The 26,775-nt window shown below is 55.3% G+C and carries 28 protein-coding genes and 2 tRNA genes; 18 read left to right on the top strand and 12 right to left on the bottom strand.

Features of this window, described 5'->3' with window-relative positions; translation table 11 throughout:
- The first annotated feature begins 96 nt into the window (after positions 1 to 96).
- Positions 97 to 1,260 (top strand): alpha-hydroxy acid oxidase, encoded by a 1,164-nt coding sequence (locus R1T41_RS16380; protein WP_062958252.1) that lies wholly within the window; start codon positions 97 to 99, stop codon positions 1,258 to 1,260.
- Between the two features lie 176 nt (positions 1,261 to 1,436).
- On the opposite strand, the gene rpsI is transcribed toward R1T41_RS16380, so the two are convergent.
- From rpsI to R1T41_RS16355, 5 genes are all read right to left on the bottom strand, one after another.
- Complete coding sequence (gene rpsI / locus R1T41_RS16375; protein ID WP_062951801.1) at positions 1,437 to 1,922, bottom strand: 30S ribosomal protein S9; 486 nt, start codon at positions 1,920 to 1,922, stop codon at positions 1,437 to 1,439.
- Positions 1,922 to 2,389: a 50S ribosomal protein L13 gene (gene rplM / locus R1T41_RS16370; RefSeq protein ID WP_007091636.1), complete on the bottom strand. Its 468-nt coding sequence runs from the start codon at positions 2,387 to 2,389 to the stop codon at positions 1,922 to 1,924. Before rplM ends, rpsI begins: the two co-directional genes overlap by 1 nt.
- A 160-nt stretch (positions 2,390 to 2,549) precedes the next feature.
- Positions 2,550 to 3,020, bottom strand: a complete 471-nt coding sequence (locus tag R1T41_RS16365; RefSeq protein ID WP_062958251.1) for a PaaI family thioesterase — start codon at positions 3,018 to 3,020, stop codon at positions 2,550 to 2,552.
- Between the two features lie 153 nt (positions 3,021 to 3,173).
- A complete protein-coding gene (locus tag R1T41_RS16360; RefSeq protein ID WP_317337888.1) occupies positions 3,174 to 3,779 on the bottom strand; it encodes a hypothetical protein in 606 nt (201 codons plus the stop codon).
- A gap of 629 nt (positions 3,780 to 4,408) precedes the next feature.
- On the bottom strand, positions 4,409 to 5,302 hold the full coding sequence (locus R1T41_RS16355) for a hypothetical protein (protein WP_317337887.1): 894 nt from the start codon (positions 5,300 to 5,302) through the stop codon (positions 4,409 to 4,411).
- 154 nt (positions 5,303 to 5,456) lie between these two features.
- On the opposite strand from R1T41_RS16355, the gene R1T41_RS16350 reads away from it, so the two are divergent.
- Together R1T41_RS16350 and R1T41_RS16345 are read left to right on the top strand one after the other, a co-directional pair.
- Entirely contained in the window at positions 5,457 to 6,266 is an 810-nt protein-coding gene (locus R1T41_RS16350; protein WP_317337886.1) for an enoyl-CoA hydratase, read from the top strand.
- Positions 6,267 to 6,354: 88 nt separating this feature from the next.
- Positions 6,355 to 6,990 (top strand): LysE family translocator, encoded by a 636-nt coding sequence (locus R1T41_RS16345; protein ID WP_317341585.1) that lies wholly within the window; start codon positions 6,355 to 6,357, stop codon positions 6,988 to 6,990.
- Here the strand turns inward: R1T41_RS16345 and R1T41_RS16340 are convergent.
- Entirely contained in the window at positions 6,962 to 7,843 is an 882-nt protein-coding gene (locus tag R1T41_RS16340) for a protein-methionine-sulfoxide reductase heme-binding subunit MsrQ (protein WP_317337885.1), read from the bottom strand. The two genes, R1T41_RS16345 and R1T41_RS16340, sit on opposite strands and share 29 nt — an antisense overlap.
- Before the next feature lie 208 nt (positions 7,844 to 8,051).
- Between R1T41_RS16340 and R1T41_RS16335 the strand changes: the two genes are divergently transcribed.
- Positions 8,052 to 8,495 carry a CoA-binding protein gene (locus R1T41_RS16335; RefSeq protein WP_062958297.1) on the top strand — a complete coding sequence of 148 codons (444 nt, stop codon included), beginning with the start codon at positions 8,052 to 8,054 and terminating at the stop codon, positions 8,493 to 8,495.
- 75 nt (positions 8,496 to 8,570) lie between these two features.
- Here the strand turns inward: R1T41_RS16335 and R1T41_RS16330 are convergent, their stop codons facing one another.
- Both R1T41_RS16330 and R1T41_RS16325 read right to left on the bottom strand, forming a co-directional pair.
- Positions 8,571 to 9,212: a hypothetical protein gene (locus R1T41_RS16330; RefSeq protein ID WP_062951793.1), complete on the bottom strand. Its 642-nt coding sequence runs from the start codon at positions 9,210 to 9,212 to the stop codon at positions 8,571 to 8,573.
- A gap of 173 nt (positions 9,213 to 9,385) precedes the next feature.
- Positions 9,386 to 10,285, bottom strand: coding sequence for an OmpA family protein (locus R1T41_RS16325; RefSeq protein ID WP_317337884.1), 900 nt, complete (start codon positions 10,283 to 10,285; stop codon positions 9,386 to 9,388).
- Between the two features lie 242 nt (positions 10,286 to 10,527).
- Here R1T41_RS16325 and R1T41_RS16320 point away from each other — a divergent pair, with 242 nt between their 5' ends.
- The 3 genes from R1T41_RS16320 to R1T41_RS16310 all read left to right on the top strand — a co-directional run bounded on the left by R1T41_RS16320 (position 10,528) and on the right by R1T41_RS16310 (position 12,697).
- A complete protein-coding gene (locus tag R1T41_RS16320; RefSeq protein ID WP_317337882.1) occupies positions 10,528 to 11,523 on the top strand; it encodes a mechanosensitive ion channel family protein in 996 nt (331 codons plus the stop codon).
- Between the two features lie 166 nt (positions 11,524 to 11,689).
- On the top strand, positions 11,690 to 12,271 hold the full coding sequence (locus R1T41_RS16315; protein ID WP_317337881.1) for a DJ-1/PfpI family protein: 582 nt from the start codon (positions 11,690 to 11,692) through the stop codon (positions 12,269 to 12,271).
- A 39-nt stretch (positions 12,272 to 12,310) separates the two neighbouring features.
- Positions 12,311 to 12,697 carry a ribbon-helix-helix domain-containing protein gene (locus tag R1T41_RS16310; protein WP_317337880.1) on the top strand — a complete coding sequence of 129 codons (387 nt, stop codon included), beginning with the start codon at positions 12,311 to 12,313 and terminating at the stop codon, positions 12,695 to 12,697.
- Positions 12,698 to 12,722: 25 nt separating this feature from the next.
- Here R1T41_RS16310 and R1T41_RS16305 read toward each other — a convergent pair whose 3' ends face one another.
- From R1T41_RS16305 to pyk, 3 genes are all read right to left on the bottom strand, one after another.
- Complete coding sequence (locus R1T41_RS16305; RefSeq protein WP_114110461.1) at positions 12,723 to 13,664, bottom strand: hypothetical protein; 942 nt, start codon at positions 13,662 to 13,664, stop codon at positions 12,723 to 12,725.
- Positions 13,665 to 13,669: 5 nt separating this feature from the next.
- A complete protein-coding gene (locus R1T41_RS16300) occupies positions 13,670 to 15,133 on the bottom strand; it encodes a DUF2336 domain-containing protein (protein WP_317337879.1) in 1,464 nt (487 codons plus the stop codon).
- A gap of 346 nt (positions 15,134 to 15,479) precedes the next feature.
- Positions 15,480 to 16,904: a pyruvate kinase gene (gene pyk, locus R1T41_RS16295; protein WP_317337876.1), complete on the bottom strand. Its 1,425-nt coding sequence runs from the start codon at positions 16,902 to 16,904 to the stop codon at positions 15,480 to 15,482.
- Positions 16,905 to 17,213: 309 nt separating this feature from the next.
- Between pyk and R1T41_RS16290 the strand changes: the two genes are divergently transcribed.
- The 3 genes from R1T41_RS16290 (at position 17,214) to R1T41_RS16280 (ending at position 19,029) form a co-directional block, all read left to right on the top strand.
- On the top strand, positions 17,214 to 17,708 hold the full coding sequence (locus R1T41_RS16290; protein WP_317337874.1) for a dCMP deaminase family protein: 495 nt from the start codon (positions 17,214 to 17,216) through the stop codon (positions 17,706 to 17,708).
- A gap of 278 nt (positions 17,709 to 17,986) precedes the next feature.
- A complete protein-coding gene (locus tag R1T41_RS16285) occupies positions 17,987 to 18,481 on the top strand; it encodes a response regulator (protein ID WP_007091654.1) in 495 nt (164 codons plus the stop codon).
- Positions 18,481 to 19,029 carry a hypothetical protein gene (locus R1T41_RS16280; RefSeq protein ID WP_062951784.1) on the top strand — a complete coding sequence of 183 codons (549 nt, stop codon included), beginning with the start codon at positions 18,481 to 18,483 and terminating at the stop codon, positions 19,027 to 19,029. The genes R1T41_RS16285 and R1T41_RS16280 overlap by 1 nt, the downstream gene beginning before the upstream one ends.
- Before the next feature lie 51 nt (positions 19,030 to 19,080).
- On the opposite strand, the gene R1T41_RS16275 is transcribed toward R1T41_RS16280, so the two are convergent.
- Positions 19,081 to 19,425 carry a hypothetical protein gene (locus R1T41_RS16275; protein WP_147253526.1) on the bottom strand — a complete coding sequence of 115 codons (345 nt, stop codon included), beginning with the start codon at positions 19,423 to 19,425 and terminating at the stop codon, positions 19,081 to 19,083.
- A gap of 259 nt (positions 19,426 to 19,684) precedes the next feature.
- On the opposite strand from R1T41_RS16275, the gene R1T41_RS16270 reads away from it, so the two are divergent.
- From R1T41_RS16270 to R1T41_RS16235, 8 genes are all read left to right on the top strand, one after another.
- Positions 19,685 to 19,761: transfer RNA gene (locus R1T41_RS16270), tRNA-Asp, on the top strand.
- Between the two features lie 330 nt (positions 19,762 to 20,091).
- Positions 20,092 to 20,168: transfer RNA gene (locus tag R1T41_RS16265), tRNA-Asp, on the top strand.
- A 299-nt stretch (positions 20,169 to 20,467) separates the two neighbouring features.
- Positions 20,468 to 22,057 carry an ABC transporter substrate-binding protein gene (locus tag R1T41_RS16260; protein ID WP_317337870.1) on the top strand — a complete coding sequence of 530 codons (1,590 nt, stop codon included), beginning with the start codon at positions 20,468 to 20,470 and terminating at the stop codon, positions 22,055 to 22,057.
- Between the two features lie 15 nt (positions 22,058 to 22,072).
- Positions 22,073 to 23,140, top strand: coding sequence for an ABC transporter permease (locus R1T41_RS16255; RefSeq protein ID WP_317337868.1), 1,068 nt, complete (start codon positions 22,073 to 22,075; stop codon positions 23,138 to 23,140).
- A 6-nt stretch (positions 23,141 to 23,146) separates the two neighbouring features.
- Complete coding sequence (gene nikC / locus R1T41_RS16250; RefSeq protein WP_317337866.1) at positions 23,147 to 24,070, top strand: nickel transporter permease; 924 nt, start codon at positions 23,147 to 23,149, stop codon at positions 24,068 to 24,070.
- 2 nt (positions 24,071 to 24,072) lie between these two features.
- The gene (locus tag R1T41_RS16245; RefSeq protein ID WP_317337864.1) at positions 24,073 to 24,915 is read left to right on the top strand and encodes an ABC transporter ATP-binding protein; all 843 of its coding nucleotides are present in this window, start codon (positions 24,073 to 24,075) and stop codon (positions 24,913 to 24,915) included.
- Positions 24,916 to 24,922: 7 nt separating this feature from the next.
- The gene (locus tag R1T41_RS16240; protein WP_082824744.1) at positions 24,923 to 25,696 is read left to right on the top strand and encodes an ABC transporter ATP-binding protein; all 774 of its coding nucleotides are present in this window, start codon (positions 24,923 to 24,925) and stop codon (positions 25,694 to 25,696) included.
- Between the two features lie 54 nt (positions 25,697 to 25,750).
- Positions 25,751 to 26,773, top strand: a complete 1,023-nt coding sequence (locus tag R1T41_RS16235; RefSeq protein WP_317337862.1) for a dipeptidase — start codon at positions 25,751 to 25,753, stop codon at positions 26,771 to 26,773.
- Positions 26,774 to 26,775 lie beyond the last annotated feature (2 nt).

Raw genomic sequence — 26,775 nt, 5'->3', positions numbered from 1 at the left:
TTGGGCCCTGCAAGAAGCTGATTTTCAATTCGGTTTGCGATAACCTCCGAAACTGGTATTACCATTACCAAGCGCATTTTATTCGGAGTTAACCTCATGCCAGTGATTACCTGCGTCGAAGACCTGAAACGTATCTATAAACGTCGCGCACCGCGCATGTTTTACGATTACGCAGAATCCGGAAGCTGGACCGAGCAGACATTCCGTGAAAACACCACCGACTTTCAGGATATTCACCTCCGTCAGCGGGTCGCGATCGACATGGCCGGGCGCTCAACCAAAAGCCAGATGATCGGTCAGGATGTAGCCATGCCTGTCGCCCTTGCCCCGGTCGGACTGACCGGCATGCAATGTGCAGACGGCGAAATCAAGGCTGCCCGCGCGGCTGAGAAGTTCGGTGTCCCTTACACATTGTCGACCATGTCGATCTGTTCGATCGAGGATGTCGCCGAAAACACCTCCAAGCCCTTCTGGTTGCAGGTTTATACGCTTAAGGACGATGATTTCATGAAGCGCCTGTTTGACCGGGCGAAGGCAGCCAAGTGCTCGGCCGCGGTGATCACGGTGGATCTTCAGATGCTCGGCCAACGTCACAAGGATCTGAAGAACGGCCTCTCCGCCCCACCCAAACTGACTTTCAAATCGGTTACCAACATGATGACCAAAGTCCAATGGGGCCTTGGCATGCTCGGCACCAAACGCCGGTTCTTTGGCAATATTGTTGGCCACGCCAAGGGGGTTGCCGACGCATCATCGCTGACCACATGGACGGCCGAGGCGTTTGATGTATCCCTTGATTGGGATCGTATTCGCGAATTTCGCAAAATGTGGGATGGGCCGCTGATCATCAAGGGGATCATTGATCCGCGCGACGCGCTGGAGGCCCTCAATGTTGGTGCCGACGCCATCATTGTTTCCAACCATGGTGGCCGCCAGCTTGATGGTGCCCTGTCCTCAATTCGGGCCCTGCCGGCAATCATGGATGCCGTCGGCGACAAGATTGAAGTCCATCTGGATAGCGGGATCCGTTCCGGCCAGGATGTGCTGAAAGCACTGGCACTGGGTGCCAAGGGCACCTATATCGGGCGCGCATATGTTTATGGTCTGGGCGCTATGGGCGAAGCCGGCGTAACCAAGGCGCTTGAGATCATTCACAAGGAACTTGAAGTTTCCATGGCGCTTTGCGGCCACACTGACGTGACCAAGGTGGATCGCGATATTCTGATGATCCCGCGCGATTTCTCGGATCGCTGGCAATAACGCGACAGAGACTGCTCAGCCTTTAAACGCGAACCAAAAACGGCGTCTTTCCTTCGTGAAGACGCCGTTTTTTGTTGGTTTTTCTCGGAGATAAAGCAGCATCCGCAAAAAGAAAAAGCGCCACCCGAAGGTGACGCTTTTCCAATAAAATCGCGAGCCTAATGCCCGAAAACGAATTAACGTTTCGAGAACTGGAAGCTACGACGTGCTTTGGCGCGACCGTATTTTTTACGTTCGACTGCACGCGGGTCACGGGTCAGGAAGCCACCTGCCTTGAGCGACGGACGCAGTGCCGGCTCGAACAGGGTCAGTGCGCGCGAGATACCGTGACGAACGGCACCGGCCTGACCGGAAAGACCACCACCGGTAACGGTGCAAACGACGTCGAACTGATCTTTACGATTGGCAACGCCGAACGGCTGGTTGATCACCATGCGCAGAACCGGACGTGCGAAGTAATCTTCGAATTCGCGGCCATTGACGGTGACTTTACCCGAGCCCGGTTTGATCCAGACGCGTGCAATTGCGTTCTTACGACGACCGGTTGCATAGGAACGGCCCTGTGCGTCGATCTTCGGTTCCGGCAGGGTGCCTTCTGCAGCAGCAGCTTCACCGCCCTGTGCGAGATCCTTGAGATCTTCAAGAGTTTTGGTGTCGGCCATTACTTAGCACTCCGCTTATTCTTGTCGTTCATTGCGGCAAGATCGAGAACTTCCGGCTTCTGTGCATCATGCGGATGCTCGGTACCGGCATAGACGTGCAGCTTGGAAAGAACCTGGCTGCGCAGCGGACCACGGGACATCATACGCTCGACAGCTTTGATGATCACACGTTCCGGATGCTCGCCATTCAGCAGCTTGTCCATGGTGCGTTCTTTGATGCCGCCCGGATAACCAGTGTGCCAGTAAAACTTCTTGTTCTGAAGTTTACGGCCGGTCAGTTTGACTTTTTCGGCATTGACGATGACGATGTGATCGCCACAATCCATGTGCGGGGTAAACATCGCTTTGTGTTTACCACGAAGACGGTTGGCAACAACGGCTGCAAGACGGCCGAGTACGACGTCTTCTGCGTCGACTACAAACCATTTGCGCTCGATGTCACTCGGTGTCGCAGTGAAGGTTTTCATAATTTAATACTCGAAAACTGGGTTCCACGGAGGGAATCGCCCCTCGTTGAAAGTCGGCGCAGTATGCCAGCATTAAACAGGAAAGCAACAGGAATATTTCGTTATATTTCAGATACTTATATCAATAGGTATTATTTTACCACACTGATTTTCATCATTTTCATACCGGTTTTGGCCCGGTCCCATTTTCCGGCCCCTTTTCCGGTGGCATCGCATAGGTTCCGATGACATGCGCGCAAAGTGCGCCATCAACGGCAGACCGGATATGGCATTCCGCAATCAGAAGGCGCTTGCCTGCCTTGAGGATCTTCGCCTCCGCCAGCAAATCGCCGGGCTTTGCCCCGGAAAGGAAATGCACCGTCGCCTCGGTCGTAACCGCCAGATCGGCCTTGGGTACCACAAGCCACGCCACCGCATAAAGCGCAATATCAGCCAGCGCAAAGATCGCCGGACCGCAAATAACATTGCCCGGCCGAATGTGCCGCTCATTGAACGGCAGGCGCAACAGGGCGCGATCCCCCGAAAGCTCCTCTGTCCTGACATTCATATCCCCGACAAACGGGACTTTTTCACGCATGATGGCGTCGAAATCCGCCAATCCTATGCCGGTGCGGGGTGGCATGGCTGTCATATCGGGTTCCTCCCTGTCGCCAACCTTGGACGGATGGCCCTGTTCCCTTTGACCAACAGCCTGACATAACGTTTACGTTAACGTCAACTATTTCAGCATATCTGCCCCTTGGCATAAAGTCGCAAACCACCATGTCCGGCTCAGTGACCGCCTTTATCTGCCAAGGATTACCGAAAGCTCGATCACCGTCATCCAGATCACCGCAACAATAACGATCCCGGTAATCAGAAAGGAGCCGATATTGGGCAGCCATCTTTCCATGCCCCGCCGCCTGATGGCGAATGTATGAACGGGTAATGCAGGTCTGGCCTCCGGTGCGTTCCGTAAAACCCGACTGCCTTGATTGTCGGAACGATACCCGCCGACTTGGCGATCATCCGCAGATACTGGAAATTCCGGGTTATCATTCGGGGCTTCGCCCGATGGCATTATTGATGCAATGAAATCGATGAACGGGTGATCTTCCGGTCCCTCGTCCGATGCCTCGACATTCGTCTTTCCATTTTTCACATCATTATCCGGATCGCGACCGGATTTGGACGACGATGCCGTCTGGCTTTTGACATGACGGCGATGTTCCGGGCTCTGATGGTCCGATTGTGATTCCGGGTCCTGGCCACCGTTCTTCTGATCGGCAATATCGGTTTCCGGTGTCAAATCGCCCTGCCCGGGGCGGCGGCGATGAATGCCCGCAGACAGCATTCTTGATGCCGAAGCATGATGGACACCCGATACAGGCAATCTCTGGCTTTTCATCATCGTCTCCGTTGCCAGATGGTTTGTCCGGTATGTGATGACATCACGGAACAAACAGACATGCGCAATCAACGCGACAACAGAACAGCAAGCTCTGAATATGTCGCGAGGACAACACTCGCAATTACGATACTGACAATCAGGGACGCCCCGACGCGCGGCAGATTTTTCTGCATCCAATCGGTCAGATCAAAGTCAGAACCGGCACCTGAGCCGGACCTTCGAAATCTTGGCCTGACCGGGCCACGCAGGATAACTGTGGGCTTGTCCACTTCATCGTTGGACGCCCAATGATACCGGTTTTCCGGAAGATAAACCGGGTGTCGGTCTTCCTGACCTTTTACGTCACTTTCCATGGCGACTACGGCGGTACCTCCGCCGTCTCCTGCAACAAGGGTTATGTCACACTCTGACCACCTTTCATTGCCGACATACCTTGCCGGTCAATTCAGGCCATCACCCCCTCGTCGTCCAATCTCCCCATTATCTGATCTCGAAACACCGGACAATTTCGTCAAAAGCCCGATGCCTGTCACATGGTTCATTATGCGACAACTATACTAGACGTGAAGATTCGGGCAGGTTTGAGGCAAAATGCAGGATGTATTTTCTATTGCTGATTGTTTTTGCGCTTATCCGCCAATCAGTTTGCCAAGCTCGGTATAGACCAGCACCAGCACATAACCGACCGCAATGGCCGCCACCATATAGGCACCAAGTTTCGGCAAGACCTTGTCAAGCGCCAGCGCGTTGCCCCGCGCCCTTGCCTTTTTTTCGGCCTTGGCCTGCCTTGCGGATTTTCGTTTGACGGAATGTGCCTGCAATTCCCTGGTCACATTGCGCCGCCGGGCTTCTTCCTGACTGACCCAGCTTGAACTGTTATCGGGTAAATCAATATTGCCCGATCCGGTTTTTGATGCCGATTTCAGATCATCGACGCGACCGGTAATATCATTGTGGATGTCCAGACCGGTTTTCGCGCCGTCCCCCAAGCCTTCCAGATATTCGCGATATGCACTGCCGTCGGAATAATCCCCGTCCTGCCCGTCATTCTGTGGGGCCTCGGCCTGCGCCACATTCGGTCCCGCCTGATGCAGGGCGACATTGCTCGCAAGGAAATGACGATTGGGCTTGGGGCGATCCCCCTGCTTCGCAGCGTTGTGAAGGTCGCCTGCCGTTACCGGTCGGCTTTTTTTCGGGGCTGCCGGTTTGGGCCCGGCCATCGCCGCCCCGGAAATATCGCGCACGGCATCGGGATCAATGGTGCTGGCTTCCGGATCATCCGGATCCACTTCCGGCCGACGGGGCTGAAGAATTTCAGGCACGTCAAAACCGCGACTTAACAACCGCGCACGTGCTTCAGCACGCTGACGTTCCATGTCCCAGTCCATGACCTCCTTGCGGTCATAGCGTTTCATTTTCGTCTTCGCGACCGGCGAAACCGGTTTGCGTTTTTCAACGATCTCCTTGGTGGTGACAAAACGACCAGGAGCGCGTCGCGGCTTACGTTGTTCGTCGTTGCTCATTCCCAATCGTCCTCACATGGGATCGTCGCCCGGCATGAAGCAGTCTTTTTGCATTTTTGGTTTTCAACAAAACCGGGACGTGAAATTCTACAACGACAATATACTGACGCAAAAGTAAAAAACCTGCAGTGCGCGCCATCACAGGGAGGCCCGAATGACCAGCAATTCCCCCACCAGCCATACTGAAGCAAACGAACTTGTCCTGCGCGAGGATCAAGGTCCGGTCACGACACTGACCCTGAATGCCCCGCAAAGCCGCAACGCCCTGTCAGGGGCGATGATGGGGGCCCTCCATACCGCACTGGACAAAATCGCCGCTGACGAAACCATCCGCTGTGTGATCCTTGCCGCAAACGGCCCGGCCTTTTGCGCTGGACACGATCTTAAGGAAATGAACGGGATTTCAGCCTGTGACGGCCACGCCGCCCTGTTTTCCCAATGCAGCGCCTTGATGATGCGGATTGTGACCCTGCCCCAGCCGGTGATCGCACGGGTTCACGCCGTGGCCACGGCCGCCGGGTGCCAACTGGTCGCAAGCTGTGATCTGGCGGTCGCCGGATCATATGCGAAATTCGCCACGCCCGGGGTCAATATCGGGCTGTTCTGTTCGACCCCGATGGTCACACTTAGCCGCAACGTATCGCGCAAACACGCGATGCGCATGTTACTGACGGGCGACCCGATTGATGCGCAAACCGCCTGGCAGATGGGGCTGATTTCCGATGTCGTCGAAGATGACGATCTGATCACCGCTACCGATGATCTTGCCAAACGGATCGCATCGCGTTCGGGCATGACGGTCAAGCTGGGCAAGGAAGCATTCTATCGCCAGCTCGAAATGCCATTATCGGCGGCCTATGATTACGCATCCGGGGTGATGACCGAAAACATGCAAAAACATGACGCCCGCGAAGGCATCGGGGCCTTTGTTGAAAAACGCCATCCGGAATGGCGCCACGAATGATTGCTTTGCCACCTGCGATTTTGCCCTCGACTTCGCAATCGGGATCAGGATTTATGATTGGATGAAAAGCACCTGAAGGAGGGTAAAGATAAATCTTGAAATCTGGCTGGCCTTCGTTCTGGCCTGCACAATCGTTCTGGCCATTCCCGGCCCGACCATCATGCTTGTGGTCAGCTACGCCCTCGGCAAGGGACGCCAGACCGCATGGGCAACTGTTCCCGGTGTGGCGCTTGGCGATCTGACGGCGATGACGATTTCGCTGGCTGGTGCCGGTGCATTGCTGGCGGCGTCGGCAAATGCCTTTACGGTGCTTAAACTGTGTGGGGCAGGTTATCTGATTTATCTTGGCATCAAGATGCTGCGGGAAAAACCGGGCACACTTGAAGACAATCCCGATGCCAAACGCAACCGGCCGTCCCGCATGTTCCTGCAGGCCTATATCGTGACGGCCCTGAACCCTAAGGGCATCGTGTTCTTTATCGCCTTTGTGCCGCAATTCGTGAATGCGTCAATGCCGGTCGTTCCCCAATTCGTGATCATGACCACGACCTTTGTCTCGCTGGCGGCGGTCAATGTTGCGATCTGGGCAATCATGGCCGGTGCCCTGCGCGAAAAATTCCGTAAACCAGCCGCCATGCGCCGCCTGACGCGTGCCGGGGGTGCCGTCATGATTGGTGCGGGCCTTCTGACCGCCCTTACCCGCCGCGCGAGCGCTGCGGTCTGACAAACAGGCTCGATGCGATCTGGCCAAGCCATTCACGGCCAATCGAATCGCGCCCGAACAGGCTGATGACTGCAACGAACAACCCGCTCAGCAGCACATTCCATGCCGGGCGCAATGGCCACATGAATTCAAGATTGGCGGCAAAAACAGCCGATGGCGGTACACCGGTCGCCAATCCGTACCACGCATATTCGATCCCTGCGGTTGCCAGCCCCGCCAGAACCGCAATTGATACCAGAACAAGCGGTGATCGCAGCGACCAGTCACGGGCATGCGCCATGCGATACAGCATCAGGGCGACAAAGAATCCCGACATCAGGGTCGCTTCGCTGACGTCAATTTTCGACTGCATGAAGAAATGAAGGGCCGCAAGAACACCGATGCCATAGCTGATCCTGTGCAATCGGGTCCAGTTCTTGCCCAGCCTGCGCATCGCTGATTTGGTTGACGTCACCCCAAGGATAAAAAGCCCCGTCAACGCCACAAAGCCGATGGTCAGATAAATCCGCACCAGAATTTCATTGGCAACGCGCAAGACATCCCACGACTGGCTCAGCATATATAACAACAGATGGATCACGGCATACGCCAGGGCAGCCAAACCGACCTGACGCCGGATCTGGACAAGCTTGCTCGCGCGTGTAATCCGGCGAAGCGGCGTGATCAGAAGCGAGATCAGCAACATTCTGATCGCCCAGTCCCCGCTTTCAAGGATCGCTTCCTTGACAGGAATGGTCGCCCCGCCTTCGGCAATGACCGGCCATAGAATGAAACAGCCCGGCACAAGCAGCAACACAAACACGGTCAGCTTAAAAGCCGAAAATCTGCCGGACGGATCAAGCCATGGAAACATGCGGGGTACCTTTGGTGTTTTGGGCAAGGGGCAACATATCCCCTACTCAACCCTGTTTCGTTTATTCCGTCAGTTAAATTTGCCATCAACTTTCTGCGAGCATTCCGGCATCGCACAATCCCGTTGCCAGAAGATTGCGGCAGCAGATCAAAACCTTATGTATCATACAGACATAACGATGCCGTATCGCAAACCAAAGGCAGATGACATGAGCGATTTTAAAAATCCCGACGACAATGCCACCCAGGCACTGCTTGAACGCACCCGAACCATTGCACTGGTCGGCGCCAGCCCCAAACCCGAACGCCCGTCAAACGGCGTTATGAAGTTCCTGCTGTCGCGCGGCTATCACGTTATCCCGGTCAATCCCGGTCAGGCAGGTGGTGAGATCCATGGCCAGAAAGTCGTCGCAACCTTGGCCGATATTTCCGAACCGGTCGATATGGTCGATATCTTCCGCAACAGCGAGGATGCCGGTGGTGTGGTTGACGAGGCGATCGCGATAGGTGCCAAATCCGTCTGGATGCAGCTTGGCGTGATCAATGTCGGTGCCGCGACCCGCGCACAGGATGCCGGGCTTGATGTCGTGATGAACCGCTGCCCCGCGATTGAAATTCCCCGGCTGTTTGCCCCGGATTGGAAAGTCGCCTGAGCAATCATTCACCGGGACAAAAACCAAAAGGCACTGCATTTGCAGTGCCTTTTCTTTGCTCTCAGCAGGCCATCATCAGCCGCGGCCGCAGATTTTCATAAGATCGGGGACAAGCCCCTGATTGCCGATAAAGACCGGCTGTACCGCGCTTGTTACCGTATAGGTGGTCGTGGCTTCGTTCACCAGCGGATCGTAAAGACCGGCCGTTTCCATAACCAGCGACATCACACCATCGGACTTGATCCGAAGTGCTGCAAACCCGTTGGCATATTCGGTACGCGCGCATTCTTTGCCAAGAATCTGATCAAACTGTTCGACCAGCGCATAACGCGGGTTTTCGACCAGATGATCGCGTTTGGCGACGGCTCCGGCAATCAAACCCGCACGGGGGATATATTTGCCAAACCGGACTTGCGATTGAACGATATATCCATCGGGAAAATAGACCGCGACATCTTCCGCAAGAAGAATCCGGTCGCCAACAACCTGGCCGGACCGCAGCAACGCCTTGATTCGTTTACCGGGAATTTCGCCAGAGAAGACATTGAAGCTAAGATATTTTCCGTCACCGCGCTCGGCAGCATACAACTTTTCAAAAGGAACCGGTGGCGTCTTATCTGCAGCTTGACCTTGCTCGGCGAAACTTCCTGAGATTACCAAAACGGCCATCGCGCAGATACCGGCACCGCGCAATGAACGGCACAAATTTCTGATCATTTTCCCCCGTCTCTCCCTTTCGCGGCTGGGATGTCTCGCAGACATTAGGTGTATTGCGCCCAATTTCAACCGTTATTCACATGCCCGACTGTGTATTTGATCGAGTTTCCATAAAAAACAACGGGGTGGCATTATGCCACCCCGTTGCCAAAGATTTGGTAAATGACCGCGAATTAGTCGATCGAGATCGTCACACGACGGTTACGCGGTTCGCGAACACCATCCGGAGTCGGGATCAGCAGTTCGCCTTCACCAACGGCCTCGCTGTCGACCTTGTCAGCCGTAACACCACGATTGGTCAGCTCGGAAAGTGCTGCGGCCGCACGACGCTCGGACAGGCCCTGGTTGTAGGTTGCCGGACCAGACGCATCGGTATGGCCAACAACAGTAACGTTGCTCATGCTCGAAGCCCACTGCTCGGCAGCGGCATCAAGAACACGCTCGGAAACCGGGGTGATGGCGGTGCTGTCAAAGTCGAAGAAGATGGTGAACAGACGCGGTGCTGCTGCAACCGGTGCCGGGGTGGCAGCCATTTCAGGCTCCGCACGAAGTTCGGCCATCGCGGCTTCGAAATCTTTCCAGCACTGGCTGATCAGTTCGGTCTGCCAGCCTTCTTCGCTTTCTTCAATCCAGCAATCGTAACGGGCCTGCGCAATTGCGGCAGTATCCGGTTTCTCTTCACGCTTGCCATCGTCAAGAAGCGCGATCAGTTCATCACGAACTGCACGTTTCTGTGCGATTTCTTCGGCATCAAAACGCCAGTTGGCCGGATCTTCCGGAAGGATGGTTTCGTTTTCAGCGACTTTGCCTGCTTTCTTCGCAAAGAAGTCGGCGTCAAAGAAATCGTACCATTCGTCGGCTTCACGCTGTGCGTAGGCGATATATTCGGCTTTAAGCGCCTTGCCAAATGCGGTGGTCGGCTCGGCACCGGTCACGGCTTCATTGACAGAGCTGCCATAGGTCAGCGGGTTACCACCGTACATGACGGCCGTACCCGAATTGTCGACACTGCTACACGCGCTAAGAAGGGCGACGCCCCCGATAGCACAAATAAAAGACGGACGAAGCTGCATGTTTTTGCCCCTATAGTTCAGGTTGTTATTCAGTAACCTACAATATCACCAATGATGGTCATATTATGTCTCTAAACGACCGAAAATGCGAAAAGTTCCATGACATTAGGTTCAAGTGGTATTTTGAGGTCACTTTTCAAGATCGCCTAAACCTGCGATGCTACCAGTTAATACGGTAGTATGATTAAACTAGACTACAACTTTGGCACCGAGCAAGCGAGGTTTAAATGATGGAAACAGATATGGCGACAATTGCAGAGATGCTGAAAGCATTTGCGCTGGGGTTCGGACTGGACCTGCTTGGCGCACTTCTTATTCTGATTGTCGGCTGGTGGGTTGCCGGTCGTGCGGCAGCATTGGTTCGTCATTCTCTCAGAAACGCAAAATTTGTCGACACGACGATCAAGCCGCTGGCCGCAAGCATTGTACGCTATGTGATTCTGATCATTGTCCTGATCGCAGTCCTGTCGAACTTCGGTGTGCAAACAGCAAGCATCATCGCCGTTCTGGGTGCCGCCGGTCTCGCCATCGGTCTGGCTCTGCAAGGTACATTGTCCAATATTGCCGCCGGTGTAATGATCCTGGTCCTGCGTCCGTTAAAGGTGGACGAATTTGTTGAAGCAGGTTCCGTTTCGGGCACGGTCGTTGAAATCACCCTGTTCACCACACTGTTTAAAACAGCCGATGGTGTGTTTATTTCCGCCCCGAATTCGCAAATCTGGAACAGCGCGATCAAAAACTATTCGCGGAATCCGACCCGCCGTCTGGATATCAAGGTTGGTATTTCCTATGACGATGATGTCGATGCCGCACTCGACTTCCTCAAAAATCTGGTCGCAAGCGATCCACGCGTCTTGAAAGATCCGGAACCCATGAGTTTCGTTGCGACCCTTGGCGAAAGCTCGGTTGATCTGACCGCACGCGGCTGGACCAATACGGCGGACTTCTGGGCGACCTTCTGGGACCTCAGCCGCCGCTCGAAAACCGAACTGGAAGCAGCCGGTTTCTCGATTCCCTTCCCGCAACGCGATCTGCATATCAAGGAAGGTGCCGAAACGGCATCAACGGCCGCTCCGGCCAAAGCTGCCCCTGCCACATCGACCCCGGCGAAAAAGCCCGCAGCGCGCAGCACCGCAGCCAAACCGGCAACCAAGACAGCCGCGACAAAAACCGCCGCAACCAAATCCACGGCTGCCAAAAAACCGGCAGCCAGCAAATCAACAACTACCAAAAGCTGATTTGTCATAAAAATTTGATCTGCCAAAGGCGGCCCCACCCGGGCCGTCTTTTTTTTATTTTGCGCAGCCCTTCCCACTCGTTTTCGCGCGTAGTAGCCCGCTGTTACCCGCTGATCCCCGCCATGGTCTATAGTTTCAGGATCACACCAAACGGGAGGATAAAATAATGTCAGCGAAAAAAATCCTGATGCTGGTCGGCGATTATGCCGAAGATTACGAAACCATGGTTCCGTTCCAGACCCTGCTTGCCGTCGGTCATTCGCTTGATGCCGTCTGTCCGGACAAAAAGGCCGGTGACACCGTTGCAACCGCCATTCACGACTTTGAAGGCGATCAGACTTACAGCGAAAAACGCGGTCACAATTTTGCACTGAATGCCGATTTCGCCAAAGCCCGCGTCGAAGATTACGACGCCCTTCTGATTCCTGGCGGCCGTGCACCGGAATATCTGCGCCTGAACGAGGATGTCATCCGTCTGGTCCGTGACTTCAACGATGCGGACAAGCCGATTGCCGCCGTCTGCCACGGTGCGCAAATTCTGGCCGCTGCCGATATCATCAAGGACCGTCGTGTATCGGCTTACCCGGCCTGCGCGCCCGAAGTACGCCTTGCTGGCGGCACCTATGCCGAAATCGCGATTGATGATGCCTGCATCGATGGCAATCTCGTCACCGCCCCTGCATGGCCAGCCCATCCGAAATGGCTGGCCGGGTTCCTGACCTTGCTGGGTACCGAAATCACCCACTAAGGTGTTTTCGCGCAATCACTGATTGCGTTTCCGGGCCATATGCCGGACCATAAACCTGTAACCGACCACCGGCGTCATATCGCCGGTGGCAAAACAGGAGAGGTCGTCATCATGTGTCAGATCTATTCCGGCACCGATCCCGAACTTTATCAATCTGTCAGTCGCTCGCTTCGCATCAATGGCATGGTCACGAGTGTCCGGCTCGAACAACGCTTCTGGCAAATCCTTGATGAAATTGCCGCCAGCGAAGGGTTCAGCACACCGCAATTTCTGGGCAAACTGCACGACGAAGTCGTCAGCCAGCGCGATGACATTCCCAACTTCGCATCGCTTCTGCGCGTGGTCTGCACCGTCTATCTCGAACATCAGGCGGGGATCGCGGTCACGCCGGAAACGACAAAACCCGCCAGACGTCTGGCGGGCTGATCAGTTTTTTCGGTGTTGTGGCCTGTCAGTTAAGCCAGGACGCAATTTCGCGCGTGCTGAAACCGCCACTTGACTGCATGGATGGCACGCCAGGGCGCCTCAGGGCTGGTTGCTGCGGCTTGATGATCGCGTTGCGGCTTTGCAAGCCTGCCGCTGCGCCATAATCCAGTGACGAGCCACCAAACCAGTTTTTTGACGTTTCCGGCACGTCTGTTGTGGCCGTTTTCGCCCGTGCCTTGCTTTCGTATATCCAGCGCAATTCCTGTTTCAGGGTCTGGTATTCCGGCGTATCGGGGGCAGAGTTAACCTCGTTAACAATCTGCACCTTGACCATCTGCGGAAACTTGTCGAGCCGCTCCAGCAGCATGAATTTCACGCTTGGCCGCACCGCATCCGAACGCATCAGTTTCATCACCAACCGGCGATAAATATCGATCCTCAGATTGCCATGCGACGCCAGCTCGATAAATTCCTCTACAAATTCACGGGCCGCCATCTTGCCATCAAGAAGGGCGCGCAAATTGCCTGCCATAGCCCGGCGATAGGCTTCGCGAATTTCAACAACATGGTTGCTTGCACGATTGCGTACAAGCTGGAAGGCTTCCGGGCTAAACGCATTGCGCGACAACAGCTTGGCGCAATCGGCAACCAGTTCATGTTTGGTTGCATCCGATACGACTTCAAAAACGCCGGTAATCAGTTCCTTGCATTTGGCGTGCGGCCCCATGCGGATCGCCGCAGCCAGGGCCATCGGGCTTTCCGGGTCCTTGGTCGCAATCACGGCAAGCGCAAGCGGGTCGTCATACTGCATCAATGCCAGATCATTGCTCAGCAAATGCTCCGGCATCAAAAGGCGCTGCTGCGCCCCCGCCCCCATAACGGTCAGCGGTTCACCGCTAAGATAATTGTCTTTGATGGAAAGGGCATATTTCAACCCGTCGTAGGAGATCCCGAGATCCTTGCGCATCCCGTTTATTCTCCCTTCGGCCCCTGGGGTCGTTCATCCGACAGGCGGCGTGTACGACCAGACTTTTCCGGACTGCGTGACGATGTCGCACCCGCAGCACGACCACGTGGTCCGGAAGGCTGAAGCTCGTTGAAGAAATCGATATACCAGTCCATATCCGTCGATGCCATGGCATAACGGCCGCCCGCAGCCGGACGCTCGATGCTGTCTTCGGGGATTGCGGCACTCATCTGCAAAACGACGGCCGACGGGGCTGACATGCCCGCACGCCACGCCAGCGCGGTGATCGCGCGTGCACTTCCCGAATCAAGGATTTTGGAAACGATTGCCGCAGGCATCTGCGCATAATGCGCAAGGCTCTGAACCACAAGCGCGTCTTCATTGCGCGACAGCGCATCAAGAATGTAATGATCAATGGTTACCGGCTCGGCAACGCCGCCCTGCTCGCCCGCGTCATCCTGCATCGCATCGTCAAGCTCATGCTCGGACGATACCGGTGCCGTGCGATTCACGATACGGTTTTCGAACTTTGCCTTTTCAATGCGCTGGCGCACCGACTGGCGCATGGCACGTGCCACTTCAGCCCGCATACGGCCCCGTTCAACCAGCGTATCAAACAGCGACGCCAGAATGAAATGCGCCACACGGCGCTGTGCCTGGCGCGAAATCTTGTTGCGGCCATCCATCATCTCACCAAGCGGTGTTTTGCTGGATGTCTCTTTCTTGCTGCCGAACTGCGGGGTCAGGGCAACCACATTGCGCGGCGCGTCATCCGATGACAGCAACCGGTTCAGCAACCCGCCCTTTTCCTTTTCCGAACGATCGCGCGCAAGACGTTCCTGTGCGGCGGCCTCCTGTTCGGCTTCAAGTTTTTCGGCCGCGGTCTGAACGAATTCGCCGCGCCCGCGCAGAATATCAAGGAAATCCGCATCGCTCAGAAGTTCAACATATTCCCCAAGCGACACCCGGCCAATCGCCGCAATATCCTGACGCAGGCGCATCGCGGCCTGTCGGGTCATATAGGGGGTGTGGCTCAGTTCCTGCTCGATCAGGGCGATGACCTGCGGGCGATAACAATCTGCCATATTGCCGATTGCGGTAACAAACTCCTCGACCATGTCGAGGCGCTCGGACGGGCTAAGCTCGCTCAGATGGCGCCGCAGGCGGCGCGCCACATCCATGCGGACATCGCTGTCAAAATCAGGCTGGCCGTCCTGATCCTCGTCATCATCGACAAGATCGGCAGACATGCGCGCGGCATAATCGATGCCGCTTTGGGCGGCCTGATCATCAGAATCTTTTTTACGCGGGATTCGGACTGCACGCGAATTTGCCTGCTCCGCCGCGCCAAACTCATCTGGCGCGATGCTCCGGACCGTTTCCGCCAGATCACGAAGCTTGGCCGCCGACTTGTCGTCAAGCGCACCGTCATCCTTCGATTTCTGCCGATTGAACATCCAGTTCAGCATTATCGCAGCAATTCCCCTGATCCCCTGCCTTGCGGCATATCGGCGCCAACCCCTTGCAACACCGACGTTTTTTATCTGGCCTTGGATTGCTTATAGCAAAGCAATCCTCCCCAAACAACAATACAAGAGCCAAAAACCTTTTAAACTCATGGTCATGGCTCAATCCCCGCAAAACACGAAGATATATGCCATAACACTCTGACTATTACGGCAAACACTCAAAAAAGCATTAACAATACAGTCCACTATCCGGCGATATAACGGGCTTCCCGGTTTTATTCATGCATCGGCATAAAAAACGGGCGGCATATTGCCGCCCGTCCCGTTTGATCGCGCAATGGCCTGATCAGTTTTTCGATGTCAGCCACGCAATGCGCAGAATATTGGTAGCCCCCGGGGTACCGAATGGCACACCTGCCGTAATCACCAGCAAATCACCGGCACCTGCAAATTCCTCGCGCTTGGCGACTTCGCAGGCAATGCCGACCATTTCGGCAAAGTTGGTGGCATCACGGGTGAATACCGCATGCACGCCCCAGCAAAGCGTCATGCGACGGGATGTCTGGATTTTCGGTGTCAGACCAAGGATCGGAACTTCCGGCCGTTCACGCGCCGCACGAAGCGATGTCGATCCCGACGTGGTATAGGTCACCACCGCCTTGGCACCAATCGTACCGGCCACCTGACGGGCCGCCGCACTGATCGCGTCGGGCGCGTTATGTTCGGGGTCCGGACGGTTGGCATCGCGCAGACGATAATAAAGTTCGTCCTGTTCGACCCGGATCATGATCCGGTCCATGATGCTGACGGTTTCGATCGGATATTTGCCAACCGCACTTTCCGCCGAAAGCATCACCGCATCGGCACCATCATAAATGGCGGTTGCAACGTCGGATGCCTCGGCACGGGTTGGTGCCGGATTGGTGACCATCGAGTCCAGCATCTGGGTCGCAACAATCACCGGCTTGCCGGCTTCACGGCAGGCCTTGATGATGCGTTTCTGCAGGATCGGAACATCTTCCGGCGGGCATTCAACGCCAAGATCGCCACGTGCGACCATGATGATGTCCGAAAGGGCAACGATTTCGTCAAGATGTTCAATCGCCTGCGGCTTTTCCAGTTTGGAAACAATCGCCGCACGACCATTGATGATCTTCCGTGCTTCGGCAACGTCTTCGGGACGCTGGACGAAGGACAGTGCGACGAAATCAACACCCATCTCAAGACCGTAATCCAGATCGATGCGATCCTTATCGGTCAGGGGGGACATCGGCAACATCACGTCAGGCAGGTTAACGCCCTTGCGGTTCGAAAGCGGACCACCGGTGATCACCGTGCATTCGGCCGACTTGCTATCACATTTTTCCACCCGCATGCGCAGCTTGCCATCATCAAGCAACAGGTTCGCACCTGGCTTGAGTGCTGCGAAAACTTCGGGATGGGGCAACGAAACGCGGTTTTTGTCACCCGGCTTTTTGTCCATGTCAAAATGGAAGGTCGCACCGGCTTCAAGTTCGATCTTCTCGTCGGCAAAAGTACCGCACCTGATCTTCGGGCCCTGCAAATCCATCAGCACGCCAATCGGACGGCCAAGCTTGGCCTCGACTTCGCGGATTGTTTCAAAACGCGCCTGATGCTCCGCATGCTCACCATGCGAGAAATTCAGCCGGAATACATCAACACCCGCCTTGACGATCTTTTCCAGAGTTTCCGGATGCGAGCTCGCTGGCCCCAGGGTTGCGATGATCTTCGCCTTACGTTGTCGGCGCATCGGCTATTACCTCTTGTTTTTCGGTTTCCATTGGGTCTCTTCGCTTCGGCCATAGCTTCCCGGCGAGGCGTCGAGACGTCCTGATTTTTTTCTGGGGGTAACCCCTTAATAGTCAATCAAGCCCTGTTTGAATAGGGACTTTTCGCCAAATGCCTTTACAAAAATGTGATTTTTCGCTGGACAATTACAAGCAGGCACTCCTTTAAAGAAGCAGTGCAGCATTTCAAAGCTGGCCGCCGGACCCGCCCGGCAATCGCATTGGCACCCACGCGATAGAAACAGCGCGCAGACAGATCGGGGACCGGACAAATGAGCAAATGGCATCATCGTTTTCTGGGACTGGCATCCCATATTGCTGAATGGTCAAAGGACCGCAGCACCCAGGTCGGCGCCGTTGTCATCGGCCCCAAAAAGGAAATTCGCGCAGTCGGTTATAACGGTTTTCCGCGCGGCGTTGACGACAACATCGAAAGCCGCCATCAGCGCCCGGAAAAATACGCCTATACCGAACATGCCGAACGCAATGCGATTTATAATGCCAGCTACACCGGCACATCGCTTGACGGGTGCGCGCTTTATGTCACCCACTTCCCGTGCTGTGACTGCGCACGCGCCATCATTCAGGCGGGCATCGCCGAGGTCTTTGTCGATAAAAGCAAGCTCACACCTGATTTTCTGGAACGCTGGCAGCAGGATATGATCATCTCGACCGAAATGTTTGGCGAGGCAGGTGTCGCCGTTAAGGTCATTGACGAAGAAGGCACAACCGAACCCCTTCCCGATGCCGTTTCGGATCATTCGTGATCGCCCCCTTTTAATTTTGTCCGCTCGCCCAATATACGGTGATCCGTGGGATTACGAGCACGAGCAAAAAGAACGTAAACGTCGTTTGTTCAATACCTGCACAAGGTTAGGCGTCAGTATTTGTCAGATTTTCCTGCTGATAAAACACCGCTTTGGCCTTGCCGCTAATCAGACAAAGGTATAAGCATTTAGTACCACGGTAGTACGATCATCACGCAAAAAAGGTCCTGACCGGAACAAGGACCGGGATCGTGACGACGCACAGGATAGAAGGCCGGATGAGCGCAAAGATCGATTTCAGTAAAATCAGTTTTCTGGTCGTCGACGGCGACAAGATTTCGGCCCAGGTAGTCTTCGATACCCTTTCGTATCTTGGTGCGACAGCCGTACAGCGTGTGCGATCCCCGAACGATGCGTTCGAGGTTCTCCGAACCCAGCAGATTGATATCATCGTCACGGAATGGCGCCTGCGCGGGATGGATGGTCTTGAATTCCTTGATGTTCTCAGGAATTCCGTCAATTCGCCCAACCGCTTCATTCCGGTAATCATGTTGACGGCACATTCGGAGCAACGATACGTCACAACTGCGCGTGATCTCGGCATTACGGAATTTCTTGCCAAACCGTTCAATGCCAAGGCACTTTACAGCAGACTGGTATCGGTCATTACCCGTCCGCGGCATTTCGTGAATACCGGCACCTATTTTGGTCCGGACCGCCGCCGCAGACAGGTCGCCTTCGATGGGCCCGACAGACGGAGCCCTGATGATTAATGACCCATTATGATTGGGGGACCGGAGCAATCGTGACGCCCGAAAAGAAAAAGAAAAAAGCCCAGATCATTCCGCCTCAGACGGATCTGAAGCGGCGTGCGGTCAATTTCGTCAAGGGCTTTGACATCAATCTGTCCCCTGAACAGCTCGAAGAACTCGAAAAAGTCGTTCAGCGCAGCACCGAGACTTTCGTTCGCGATATCGGCAAGGAACTTGCCGATTGCCGGAAACTCGTTGTCGAAGCTGTCAGCAACAATTCAAAGGCACCGGCCGCACTGGAAAACAGTGCCGACCTCGCCTATTCGGTCAAGGCACTTGGCGGCACGTTCCAGTATCCGCTGATGACGCAAATTGCAAAATCGCTTGAGATTTTTGTTGCGGACCGGACGACTGCCAACATGAAGCAGCTTCTGGTCATTCAGCTGCACATTGATTCTCTTTATGTCATTCTGGCAAGCCGCGTCACCGGGTTTGGCACCACCGTCGAACAGGCAACTGTCGCCGCCCTGACAAAGCTTGCCGAACGCTACGAATTACCGCGCGAATAACCGGATTTTCGGGATGCGGTGACAGCCCGCCATCGGCAGCACATTTCAATTTCACTGCGCATCCCTGCCCCCGTTTATTACCGGGAAAATCATCTGCCTGGCCGCATTCCGGTCGTCATCATCAATGGCGCGGTCGATATGCGCATCAATCCGTTCCAGCCGTTCGGTAATATCGGGCAGACGATCCATGATCCATTGCCGGACATCATCATTGTCCCCGGTCAAGGCCGCATTCTGCCCGCTCCATAACAGCACCAGACTGCGCACGATCCGCAGATCGCACATCGCCATCTCGCCCGGACGGGTCGAATACGCAGCCTTTGATGGCTTCGTCGCAAGATGGGTCGCCAAACCGGCGTCTATGTCGTCAAGCACGGCAAGGATCGTATCGGTCATCAGCCCCCCGCTTCGGTTATCCACCATCAGGGCCCCCGCCCCGTTTTTAAATCATCCCAAACTTTTACATCTGCTTGCCCGCCTGTACTTTGATCAGCATCAAACAGGCCGCAACACAATCTGCCACCACCACCCAAGGGATACATTTTACACGACACAAAACGCGCCATGGTATCGACATCCAAAAAAGTGTCGAACACGATCAAAAAAGGTCTTGCGCCCCCTCGGAGCTGCTGTTAGAAACCGCGCCACACACCGAGCGGGTGTAGCTCAGTTGGTTAGAGCGCCGGCCTGTCACGCCGGAGGCCGCGGGTTCAAGTCCCGTCACTCGCGCCACTTTCCTCCTGATGGAAAGTTCAAAAAAGACGCCACGGTTCGCCGTTGGCGTTTTTTTGTTTCTCATCCCCTTTTTCGTATTGAACCAACATGCCGACGAGCGACTTGGCATCCATCACTTATGCGCAACCCGTTGCAAAACAGCCAAGTCGATTTCCCAATCCGGTACCACGCGAAAACCGCATCTCCACCCCACCGCCCAAGCATTCCGACACCCGGTTTTCAACGCATTTGCAAAGCCCCTTTTACCCTGACCAATCGGGGCTTCATTTTTTTAAAAAAAGCCCTTGCCAGACCGAACCACCCCTTATATAAACCGCGCCACACCAAGCGGGTGTAGCTCAGTTGGTTAGAGCGCCGGCCTGTCACGCCGGAGGCCGCGGGTTCAAGTCCCGTCACTCGCGCCACTCTTTTTAAAGAGTACGGAAAGTCGCTTTAACAGCGGCTTTTTTTGTGCCTGAAATCTGGCCCCGTCTAATCCCAAACTGCTCTCCGGGCCATCCCCGATCCAGCCATCACAACCGACACGAGAACAGGCAAGATACCACATAATATCTTGCGTGCTTTTTAGTCATTCCTGACCGTCTGGTCATTGATTAATCGTATAATTTATGCTTCGCTTTGCGTGTTCTAGTCGAAAATCACGCAGGTCGCCCCACCTAGAATGGCCTGCTGACCCAACAAACAACAAAACGGGAGGCGCAAAATGCGCAGACTGATCGCAGGGCTGGTTCTGGGAACCGCACTGGCTACCATGCCAATGGCCACACAGGCCGAAACACCGAAAAATGCACTCGTCATGGCATTTGCCATCGACGACATCATCACACTCGATCCGGCCGGGATGTTTGAATTTACGGCTCTGGAATATGCTGGCAACACATATGATCGTTTGATCGGCTTCGATAATGACGACGTCTCGAAAATTTACGGTGTCGTCGCCGAAAGCTGGGACGTTTCCAAAGATGGCCTGACCTTTACCTTCAAGATTCGCGACGGCATCAAATTCGCGTCAGGCAATGACCTGACCGCCGAAGACGCTGCCTTCTCGCTGCAACGTGTTGTCCTGCTCGATCAGTCTCCAGCCTTCATTCTTGGCCAGTTCGGCTTTACCGCCGATAACGTCAAGGACAGGATTCGCGCGACAGACGACAAAACATTGGTCATGGAAATTGATCAGCCCTACTCACCAAGCTTCGTGCTCTATTGTCTGACTGCGGGCGTCGGTGCCGTTGTCGACAAGAAAGTCGTTCTTGAACATGAAAAGGACGGCGACCTTGGCGCAGAATGGATGAAAACCAACTATGCCGGTTCAGGTCCGTTCGCCCTGAACAAATGGACGCCGGGTGAAAGCCTCAGCCTGACAGCGAACGAGGAATACTGGGACGGCGCACCGGCCATGAAGCGCGTCATCATTCGCAACGTTACTGAAGCCGCTTCGCAGCAGCTCCTGTTGCAGAAAGGCGATATCGATATCGCGCGTAACCTCGAAGCCGATCAGCTTGCCTCGGTCAAGGGTGACGAAAACATCAAAGTGATGTCCAAGGGCAAAGGTGCGCTTTGGTACTTGGGCCTGTCACAGAAAAATGAATTCCTGTCCAAACCGGAAGTTCGCGAAGCACTGAAATATCTCGTCGACTATGAGGGGATCACCCAGACCATCATGGCGGGCCGCGCCCAAATCCATCAGGCATTCCTGCCCGAGGGTTTCCTTGGTGCCTATAATGAAAACCCGTACTCGCTTGACGTCGAAAAAGCGAAATCCATCCTTGCAGAAGCAGGACTAGAAGACGGCTTCAAGGTGACCATGGATACGCGTAACACCACCGCCATCATGGCGATGGCGCAGTCGATCCAGGCAACCTGGGCCCAGGCTGGTATCAATCTGGAAATCATTCCGGGTGACGGTGGTCAGACCCTAACCAAATACCGCGCCCGTCAGCACGATATCTATATCGGTCGCTGGTCTCCTGACTACCAGGACCCTCACACTAACGCCTCGACCTTTGCCTGGAACCCTGACAATTCCGACGATGCAGCAGCCAAACCGCTCACTTGGCGCAACTCGTGGAACCCGGGTGACATGACCGCCGAAGTCGACAAGGCCATTCTTGAACGTGATGGCGAAAAACGTGCCGCAATGTATGTCGACCTTCAGAAAAAGGTTCTCGAAAGCGGTCCGTTCGTGATCATGTTCCAGGAAACGGAAATCGCCGCCCTTCGGGACAACGTGCATAATCTCGTCCTCGGCCCGTCGTTCGATAACAACTATTATCGTTTTGTCACCAAGGACTAGGGAGGCAACGGTCGAATGACCGCAGCTACGCGAAAATCACGGGACGGGCGCACACGCGCCCGTCTCTTTTCCCGCACGGGCGGCAGCCTTGTGCGTATTCTTTTCTCGCTGATCATTACATTTGTGGGGCTTTTACTCGTCACTTTCCTGATCGGTCGTGTTCTTCCAATCGATCCGGTTCTGGCTGCCGTCGGTGATCGCGCACCACAGGAAGTCTATAATCGCGTCCGCGAGGAAATGGGACTTAACCTGCCTCTGTGGCAGCAATTCTTTGTATATATCGGCAACGTCCTGCAAGGCGATTTTGGTCGATCCGTGCTAACCGCCAATCCGGTGCTGGAAGACATCAAACGCGTATTCCCGGCGACGCTGGAACTGGCGACCCTTGCCACCATTATCGGTGTTTTCCTTGGAGTTCCGGCTGGTGTTTTTGCGGCGATCAACAAGGGAAAATGGCCCGACCATATCGTGCGCATTATCGGGCTTGCAGGGTATTCAATGCCGATCTTCTGGCTGGGTCTGATGGGCCTTCTGGTATTTTACCTGAAACTCGACTGGGTTGCCGGTCCGGGCCGTCTGGATGCCTTCTATATCGATTTCATCGAACCGACCACGGGGCTTATGCTGATCGATACCGTGATCGAAGGCGATATGGACCTGTTCTGGAATGCGGTGTCACACATCATTCTGCCGGCCTCCATCCTTGCCTATTTCTCGCTGGCTTATATTGCGCGCATGACGCGTTCCTTCATGCTCGAACAGCTCAGTCAGGAATACATCCTGACCGCACGGGTCAAGGGCATTTCGGAAACCCGGATCATCTGGCGCCATGCCCTTGGCAATGTGATGGTGCCGCTGGTTACCGTGATTGCGCTGTCTTATGCCAACCTGCTCGAAGGATCGGTTCTGACCGAAATCATCTTTGCCTGGCCGGGACTGGGTCTTTACATCACCAATTCGCTGCTCAAGGCCGACATGAATGCGGTTCTGGGCGGTACCGTCGTCGTGGGTGCGGTGTTCATCGGGGTCAATATGCTGTCCGATGTGCTCTATCGCCTGCTTGACCCGCGCGCACGGAGATAGGTCACCATGAATATCTCAAGCAACGCCGTTAAACCCGGCCTGAAACAGTGGCTGACATCCGACACCCCGCAATCACGCTGGCAGGCCAAATGTGGCCGGGCATGGCTGGGCTGGCTTAAATTCACGGAAAACAGGCTCGCCATGATCGGCCTGTCGATCGTGCTGGCCCTGATCCTTGTCACCATCTTTGCCCCGCTTCTGGCCCCTTATGACCCGCTGGCAGCCGATCTTACCAACCGTATTCAGTCCCCCAGTGCCGAACACTGGTTTGGCACCGATCAATTGGGTCGTGATATCCTGTCGCGTCTGATTTACGGCGCGCAATACACCCTGATGATCGTGGCTCTTGTGGTGATTACCGCGGCCCCCGTCGGGCTTCTGGTCGGAACAGCCGCCGGGTTCTTTGGCGGCTGGATTGATGCGACATTGATGCGCATCACCGATATCTTTCTGGCCTTCCCGAAACTGATCCTGGCGCTGGCCTTTGTTTCCGCATTGGGACCAGGGATCGAAAATGCGGTTCTGGCCATCGCGCTGACCGCATGGCCACCCTATGCCCGTATTGCGCGCGCCGAAACCATCACGGTCCGCAAATCCGACTATATCGAAGCCGCCCGTTTGCAGGGTGTCTCGAATATGGGTCTGATCCTTGGCCATATTACCCCGATGTGCATAAGCTCGCTTGTGGTGCGCGTCACCCTTGATATGGCAGGCATGATCCTGATTGCGGCAGGTCTTGGCTTCCTTGGCCTTGGCGCACAGCCGCCCATGCCTGAATGGGGGGCAATGGTGTCCGAAGGCCGCCAGTTCCTTCTGGAACAATGGTGGGTATCAACCGTGCCGGGGCTCGCGATCTTTATCGTCAGCCTTGGATTCAACCTGCTGGGCGATGGCCTGCGCGATGTTCTTGACCCACGCGGAGGTGACTGATCATGACCACCGACACCCTTCTGTCTGTCAAAAACCTCGCCATTACCTTTTCGACTTCCAAGGGACCAGTCCATGCCGTGCGCGGCGTCTCGTTCGATCTTGGGCGTGAACGGCTTGGGATTGTCGGCGAATCCGGTTCGGGCAAGTCCCAGACAGGGCGCGCCATTCTGGGCCTGACGGCGGCGAATGGCAAAATCACCGCCGATCAGATGCAATTCCATGATCTGGACCTGCGCAACCTGTCCAAACGCGACTGGCGCAAGGTCCGCGGTGCGCGCATTTCCATGATCATGCAGGACCCGAAATATTCGCTAAATCCTGTGATGACCATCGGTGATCAGATCATCGAAGCCTACCGCGAACATCACAAGGTCAACGCGACCGAGGCCAAACGCCGCGCCCTTGATATGCTCACCGCGGTTAAAATCCGCGATCCCGAACGCGTGTTCAATTCCTACCCGCACGAAGTCTCGGGCGGGATGGGCCAACGCGTCATGATCGCCATGATGCTGATCCCCGATCCGGAAATCCTGATTGCCGATGAACCGACATCGGCCCTTGATGTCACGGTACAGCTTCAGGTGATGGCGATCCTTGATGATCTGGTGCGCGAACGCGGCATGGCGCTGGTTTTCATCAGCCACGACCTGCATCTGGTCTCAAGCTTCTGCGACCGGGTTCTGGTAATGTATCAGGGCCACGTGGTCGAAGAAATCCGCGCATCCGAACTGGATCAGGCCAAACACCCCTATACGCAGGGCCTTCTGAACTGCCTGCCGAAAATGGATGGCAATCACGCCGAACTTCCCGTCCTGACCCGCGAAGCCAGCTGGGCGGAGGCCTGAGATAAAAATGACTGCCATGATTGAAATCACCAAACTCAACGCCTGGTTTGACGACAACCACGTCCTCAAGGATATCGATATTTCGATCCCCGCCAACGGATCATTTGGTCTGGTGGGCGAGTCAGGATCGGGCAAATCAACCGTCCTTCGCACCATCACCGGCCTTGTCGATGACTGGGAAGGCAACATCCTTGTGAATAACAAGGAACTGACCAAAAAGCGCGACAAGACCTTTTACCGCCTGGCGCAAATGGTCTTTCAGGACCCGTTCGGATCGCTTCATCCCCGTCACACCATCGATCGCATCCTGACCGAACCGGTAAATATCCACAAACTCGGCAATTCGGATGCCCGCGTGGTCGAGGCACTGAAACAGGTCGGGCTCGATAATTCCTTCCGCTTCCGCTACCCCCATCAGCTTTCCGGCGGGCAGCGCCAGCGTGTCGCGATTGCACGTGCGCTTATTCTCGAACCGAAAATTCTGCTGCTCGATGAGCCGACCTCGGCCCTTGATGTCTCGATCCAGGCCGAAGTGCTGAACCTGCTGACCCGGTTGCGCAATGATCTGGGCCTTACCTATATCATGGTCAGTCATGATCTCGCGGTGGTCGCCCATATGTGCGACGATATCGCGATCATGAACCACGGCCGCATCGTCGAACGCGCCACCGCGGGCCAGCTTGCCGACGGCAAACTGGAAAATCCCTATTCGCAGCAGCTTTTCAAGGCCGCCGGGGGATATGACCGCGCCGTCATCGACAGTTTCGTGGATTGGGACTGAACACCGGCCCCGCACGCGCCAGAAGAACCACGCGCCAGAAGAACAAGGGACATCATGAACGTCACCACCGCGCCGAATACCCCCACCAGCCCGTCACGCCATCGCCCCGCCTTCACGTGGGATGCGCATGCCTGTCTGCCGCTTGATCCCAAAACACCGATCAGCCTGCTTGATAACTATGTCGCGGGCGATGTTGACTATGTCTGTGTCAATGTCGGCATGGATATGAATTCCGTTGCCCATATCCTGCGTGTGATTGCCGCCTTCCGCGCCAAAATCGCCGCCCACCCCGACAAATACATGCAGATCGAATGCTTTGATGATCTGGCAATTGCCAAATCAAAGGGCTTGCTGGGGGTTGGTTTCGACCTCGAAGGCTCGGTCATGTTGCAGGACATGCCCGAAATGGTCCCGGTCTTTGCCAAACTGGGCGTAAAGCAGATCCACTTTGCCTATAACCGCAACAATTCGGTGGCAGGCGGTTGTCATGATGATGATATTCCGCTGACCGCGCTGGGCCATGCCATGGTCCGGGCTGTTAATAACGGCGGCATGATCATGGATTGCTCGCACACGGGCCGTCAAAGCAGCCTTGATATCATGAAGGCATCGACCAAGCCGGTCGTCTTCAGCCATGCCAACCCCAAGGTGCTTGGCGGGCATGAACGCTGCATTGATGATGAACAGATCAAGGCCTGTGCCGATACCGGCGGGGTGATCGGCATTTGCGGCTTCCAGCGCTTCATCAAATCACCCAACGCCCCCGAAGTCCCCGACATGATCCGCCATATCGACTATGCGGTAAAACTGGTCGGCGTGGACCATGTCGGTATCGGCCTTGATACGATGCCCAGTGTCGCGGGCACCAACGACTTCCCCGATGGTGTTGACCGCGCCTATTACTGGCCCGCCGAACGCGGCTATGGCCCCAATGCGGGTGGTGCCGCCGTATTCGATCCGAAAAAGCTCCCCGCCCTTGCCGACGCCCTGATCGCCGGGGGCTACAAACCCGACGACGTCGACAAGATCATGGGTGAAAACTTTATCCGCGTGGCAAAGGAATGCTGGACGGCCTGAAC

This window comes from Thalassospira lucentensis (assembly GCF_032921865.1).
Classification (GTDB): domain Bacteria; phylum Pseudomonadota; class Alphaproteobacteria; order Rhodospirillales; family Thalassospiraceae; genus Thalassospira; species Thalassospira lucentensis_A.
The sequence above is the reverse complement of the archived record's forward strand: the minus strand, read 5'-3'. Positions and strand labels throughout refer to the sequence as shown.

What these genes read in the sequence shown, in the direction of transcription:
- R1T41_RS16380 (WP_062958252.1), top strand. Translation starts at nt 97, where the DNA reads ATGCCAGTGATTACCTGCGTCGAAGACCTGAAACGTATCTATAAACGT.
- rpsI (WP_062951801.1), bottom strand. Translation starts at nt 1,922, where the DNA reads ATGGCCGACACCAAAACTCTTGAAGATCTCAAGGATCTCGCACAGGGC.
- rplM (WP_007091636.1), bottom strand. Translation starts at nt 2,389, where the DNA reads ATGAAAACCTTCACTGCGACACCGAGTGACATCGAGCGCAAATGGTTT.
- R1T41_RS16365 (WP_062958251.1), bottom strand. Translation starts at nt 3,020, where the DNA reads ATGACAGCCATGCCACCCCGCACCGGCATAGGATTGGCGGATTTCGAC.
- R1T41_RS16360 (WP_317337888.1), bottom strand. Translation starts at nt 3,779, where the DNA reads ATGATGAAAAGCCAGAGATTGCCTGTATCGGGTGTCCATCATGCTTCG.
- R1T41_RS16355 (WP_317337887.1), bottom strand. Translation starts at nt 5,302, where the DNA reads ATGAGCAACGACGAACAACGTAAGCCGCGACGCGCTCCTGGTCGTTTT.
- R1T41_RS16350 (WP_317337886.1), top strand. Translation starts at nt 5,457, where the DNA reads ATGACCAGCAATTCCCCCACCAGCCATACTGAAGCAAACGAACTTGTC.
- R1T41_RS16340 (WP_317337885.1), bottom strand. Translation starts at nt 7,843, where the DNA reads ATGTTTCCATGGCTTGATCCGTCCGGCAGATTTTCGGCTTTTAAGCTG.
- R1T41_RS16335 (WP_062958297.1), top strand. Translation starts at nt 8,052, where the DNA reads ATGAGCGATTTTAAAAATCCCGACGACAATGCCACCCAGGCACTGCTT.
- R1T41_RS16330 (WP_062951793.1), bottom strand. Translation starts at nt 9,212, where the DNA reads ATGATCAGAAATTTGTGCCGTTCATTGCGCGGTGCCGGTATCTGCGCG.
- R1T41_RS16325 (WP_317337884.1), bottom strand. Translation starts at nt 10,285, where the DNA reads ATGCAGCTTCGTCCGTCTTTTATTTGTGCTATCGGGGGCGTCGCCCTT.
- R1T41_RS16320 (WP_317337882.1), top strand. Translation starts at nt 10,528, where the DNA reads ATGGCGACAATTGCAGAGATGCTGAAAGCATTTGCGCTGGGGTTCGGA.
- R1T41_RS16315 (WP_317337881.1), top strand. Translation starts at nt 11,690, where the DNA reads ATGTCAGCGAAAAAAATCCTGATGCTGGTCGGCGATTATGCCGAAGAT.
- R1T41_RS16310 (WP_317337880.1), top strand. Translation starts at nt 12,311, where the DNA reads ATGCCGGACCATAAACCTGTAACCGACCACCGGCGTCATATCGCCGGT.
- R1T41_RS16305 (WP_114110461.1), bottom strand. Translation starts at nt 13,664, where the DNA reads ATGCGCAAGGATCTCGGGATCTCCTACGACGGGTTGAAATATGCCCTT.
- R1T41_RS16300 (WP_317337879.1), bottom strand. Translation starts at nt 15,133, where the DNA reads ATGCTGAACTGGATGTTCAATCGGCAGAAATCGAAGGATGACGGTGCG.
- pyk (WP_317337876.1), bottom strand. Translation starts at nt 16,904, where the DNA reads ATGCGCCGACAACGTAAGGCGAAGATCATCGCAACCCTGGGGCCAGCG.
- R1T41_RS16290 (WP_317337874.1), top strand. Translation starts at nt 17,214, where the DNA reads ATGAGCAAATGGCATCATCGTTTTCTGGGACTGGCATCCCATATTGCT.
- R1T41_RS16285 (WP_007091654.1), top strand. Translation starts at nt 17,987, where the DNA reads ATGAGCGCAAAGATCGATTTCAGTAAAATCAGTTTTCTGGTCGTCGAC.
- R1T41_RS16280 (WP_062951784.1), top strand. Translation starts at nt 18,481, where the DNA reads ATGACCCATTATGATTGGGGGACCGGAGCAATCGTGACGCCCGAAAAG.
- R1T41_RS16275 (WP_147253526.1), bottom strand. Translation starts at nt 19,425, where the DNA reads ATGACCGATACGATCCTTGCCGTGCTTGACGACATAGACGCCGGTTTG.
- R1T41_RS16260 (WP_317337870.1), top strand. Translation starts at nt 20,468, where the DNA reads ATGCGCAGACTGATCGCAGGGCTGGTTCTGGGAACCGCACTGGCTACC.
- R1T41_RS16255 (WP_317337868.1), top strand. Translation starts at nt 22,073, where the DNA reads ATGACCGCAGCTACGCGAAAATCACGGGACGGGCGCACACGCGCCCGT.
- nikC (WP_317337866.1), top strand. Translation starts at nt 23,147, where the DNA reads ATGAATATCTCAAGCAACGCCGTTAAACCCGGCCTGAAACAGTGGCTG.
- R1T41_RS16245 (WP_317337864.1), top strand. Translation starts at nt 24,073, where the DNA reads ATGACCACCGACACCCTTCTGTCTGTCAAAAACCTCGCCATTACCTTT.
- R1T41_RS16240 (WP_082824744.1), top strand. Translation starts at nt 24,923, where the DNA reads ATGACTGCCATGATTGAAATCACCAAACTCAACGCCTGGTTTGACGAC.
- R1T41_RS16235 (WP_317337862.1), top strand. Translation starts at nt 25,751, where the DNA reads ATGAACGTCACCACCGCGCCGAATACCCCCACCAGCCCGTCACGCCAT.